2 protein-coding genes are annotated in these 2,997 nt (G+C 63.0%); one reads left to right on the top strand and one right to left on the bottom strand.

Annotation, left to right across the window (positions count from 1 at the left end):
- The first annotated feature begins 207 nt into the window (after positions 1–207).
- On the top strand, positions 208–1,419 hold the full coding sequence (locus tag AC0L3X_RS46805) for an ABC transporter substrate-binding protein (RefSeq protein ID WP_028156330.1): 1,212 nt from the start codon (positions 208–210) through the stop codon (positions 1,417–1,419).
- Between the two features lie 159 nt (positions 1,420–1,578).
- Here the strand turns inward: AC0L3X_RS46805 and AC0L3X_RS46800 are convergent, their stop codons facing one another.
- Entirely contained in the window at positions 1,579–2,790 is a 1,212-nt protein-coding gene (locus tag AC0L3X_RS46800) for an ABC transporter substrate-binding protein (RefSeq protein ID WP_028156330.1), read from the bottom strand.
- Positions 2,791–2,997: the final 207 nt, after the last annotated feature.

Here is a 2,997-nt window from a genome sequence, read left to right as displayed (position 1 = left end):
GTACCCATCTTGCATTCGTACTTGCGGAGGTAACCCCTCATCCGGCGCTTCGCGCCACCTTCTCCCACAAGGGGAGAGGGTAAGAACACCGCAGCCCCCTACTTATTTCTCACGCCACCTCACACATCCCCGGCTTTGCCCCCGCGACCGATTGTCGCTAGAACAGTCCCCGCAACAAAACCCAAACAACAACACAGGGAGAAACATATGCAAAAACTCATCGCCGCCGTCGCGGCCGGTCTTGCTCTCGCCGCCACATCAGGCACGGCCCACGCGCAGATCTCAGACGACGTCGTCAAGATCGGCGTGCTCACGGACATGTCGAGCCTCTATGCGGACGCGACCGGCAAGGGCTCGCTCGCCGCCGTCGAGATGGCGGTTGCCGATTACGGCGCCAAGGTCGCGGGCAAGCCGGTACAGGTGGTCGCCGCCGATCACCAGAACAAGCCCGACGTCGGCGTCAACATCGCCCGCAACTGGTACGACAACGACAAGGTCGACGCGATCTTCGACGTGCCGACATCCTCGGTGGCACTGCCGATCTCGGCGCTGACGCGCGAGAAGAACAAGATCAACATCAACTCCGGCGGCGGGTCATCGGATATCACCGGCGTCGCCTGCTCGCCCAACACCGTGCACTGGACCTACGACACCTATGCGCTGTCGAATGTCGCCGGCAAGGCGATGGTGAAGCGCGGCGAGGACACCTGGTTCTTCGTCACCGCCGACTACGCCTTCGGCATGGCGCTGCAGCGCGACGCCGCCAACGTGGTCAAGGAGAGCGGCGGCAAGGTGCTCGGCGAGGTCCGCCATCCGCTCAATTCCTCGGACTTCTCGTCCTTCCTGCTGCAGGCCCAGGCCTCCAAGGCCAAGGTGGTCGCGCTGGCGAATGCCGGCGGCGATACCACCAACGCGCTGAAGCAGGCGGCCGAATTCGGTCTCGTTCAGGGTGGCCAGAAGATGATCGCGCTGCTCCAGGAGATCACCGACACCCATTCGCTCGGCATCAAGGCGACGCAAGGCCTGATCGTCACCGACGCGTTCTACTGGGACATGAACGAGGAGACGCGCGCCTTCTCGAAGCGGTTCAACGAGAAGGTCGGTCATATGCCGACCATGATCCAGGCCGGTCTCTACTCGGCGACCATGCACTATCTGAAGGCGATCGAGGCCATCAAGACCGACGAGGCGCCGAAGGTGATGGAGCAGATGCGCAAAACCCCGGTCAACGACTTCTTCGCCAGGAACGGCAAGATCCGCATCGACGGCCGCATGGTGCACGACATGTATCTGTTCGAGGTGAAGAAGCCGGAGGAGTCCAAGGGTGAGTGGGACCTCTACAAGCTGATCGCCACCGTCCCCGGCGACGAAGCCTTCCGTCCCCTCGACAAGGGCGGCTGCCCGCTGGTGACGCACTGAACGTCTTCTCCCTCTCCCCGCTTGCGGGGAGAGGTCGGATTGCATCGAAGATGCAATCCGGGTGAGGGGGAGTCTCGACGAGCCCAACTGGCGCCGTCCCCGCGGAGACTCCCCCTCACCCCAATCCTCTCCCCGCAAGCGGGGAGAGGGAGAAGACGTTCAGTGCGTCACCAGCGGGCAGCCGCCCTTGTCGAGGGGACGGAAGGCTTCGTCGCCGGGGACGGTGGCGATCAGCTTGTAGAGGTCCCACTCACCCTTGGACTCCTCCGGCTTCTTCACCTCGAACAGATACATGTCGTGCACCATGCGGCCGTCGATGCGGATCTTGCCGTTCCTGGCGAAGAAGTCGTTGACCGGGGTTTTGCGCATCTGCTCCATCACCTTCGGCGCCTCGTCGGTCTTGATGGCCTCGATCGCCTTCAGATAGTGCATGGTCGCCGAGTAGAGACCGGCCTGGATCATGGTCGGCATATGACCGACCTTCTCGTTGAACCGCTTCGAGAAGGCGCGCGTCTCCTCGTTCATGTCCCAGTAGAACGCGTCGGTGACGATCAGGCCTTGCGTCGCCTTGATGCCGAGCGAATGGGTGTCGGTGATCTCCTGGAGCAGCGCGATCATCTTCTGGCCACCCTGAACGAGACCGAATTCGGCCGCCTGCTTCAGCGCGTTGGTGGTATCGCCGCCGGCATTCGCCAGCGCGACCACCTTGGCCTTGGAGGCCTGGGCCTGCAGCAGGAAGGACGAGAAGTCCGAGGAATTGAGCGGATGGCGGACCTCGCCGAGCACCTTGCCGCCGCTCTCCTTGACCACGTTGGCGGCGTCGCGCTGCAGCGCCATGCCGAAGGCGTAGTCGGCGGTGACGAAGAACCAGGTGTCCTCGCCGCGCTTCACCATCGCCTTGCCGGCGACATTCGACAGCGCATAGGTGTCGTAGGTCCAGTGCACGGTGTTGGGCGAGCAGGCGACGCCGGTGATATCCGATGACCCGCCGCCGGAGTTGATGTTGATCTTGTTCTTCTCGCGCGTCAGCGCCGAGATCGGCAGTGCCACCGAGGATGTCGGCACGTCGAAGATCGCGTCGACCTTGTCGTTGTCGTACCAGTTGCGGGCGATGTTGACGCCGACGTCGGGCTTGTTCTGGTGATCGGCGGCGACCACCTGTACCGGCTTGCCCGCGACCTTGGCGCCGTAATCGGCAACCGCCATCTCGACGGCGGCGAGCGAGCCCTTGCCGGTCGCGTCCGCATAGAGGCTCGACATGTCCGTGAGCACGCCGATCTTGACGACGTCGTCTGAGATCTGCGCGTGGGCCGTGCCTGATGTGGCGGCGAGAGCAAGACCGGCCGCGACGGCGGCGATGAGTTTTTGCATATGTTTCTCCCTGTGTTGTTGTTTGGGTTTTGTTGCGGGGACTGTTCTAGCGACAATCGGTCGCGGGGGCAAAGCCGGGGATGTGTGAGGTGGCGTGAGAAATAAGTAGGGGGCTGCGGTGTTCTTACCCTCTCCCCTTGTGGGAGAAGGTGGCGCGAAGCGCCGGATGAGGGGTTACCTCCGCAAGTACGAATGCAAGATGGGTAC

Source organism: Bradyrhizobium sp. MI1.7, assembly GCF_055811795.1.
The sequence above is the reverse complement of the archived record's forward strand: the minus strand, read 5'-3'. Positions and strand labels throughout refer to the sequence as shown.

What these genes read in the sequence shown, in the direction of transcription:
- AC0L3X_RS46805 (WP_028156330.1), top strand. Translation starts at nt 208, where the DNA reads ATGCAAAAACTCATCGCCGCCGTCGCGGCCGGTCTTGCTCTCGCCGCC.
- AC0L3X_RS46800 (WP_028156330.1), bottom strand. Translation starts at nt 2,790, where the DNA reads ATGCAAAAACTCATCGCCGCCGTCGCGGCCGGTCTTGCTCTCGCCGCC.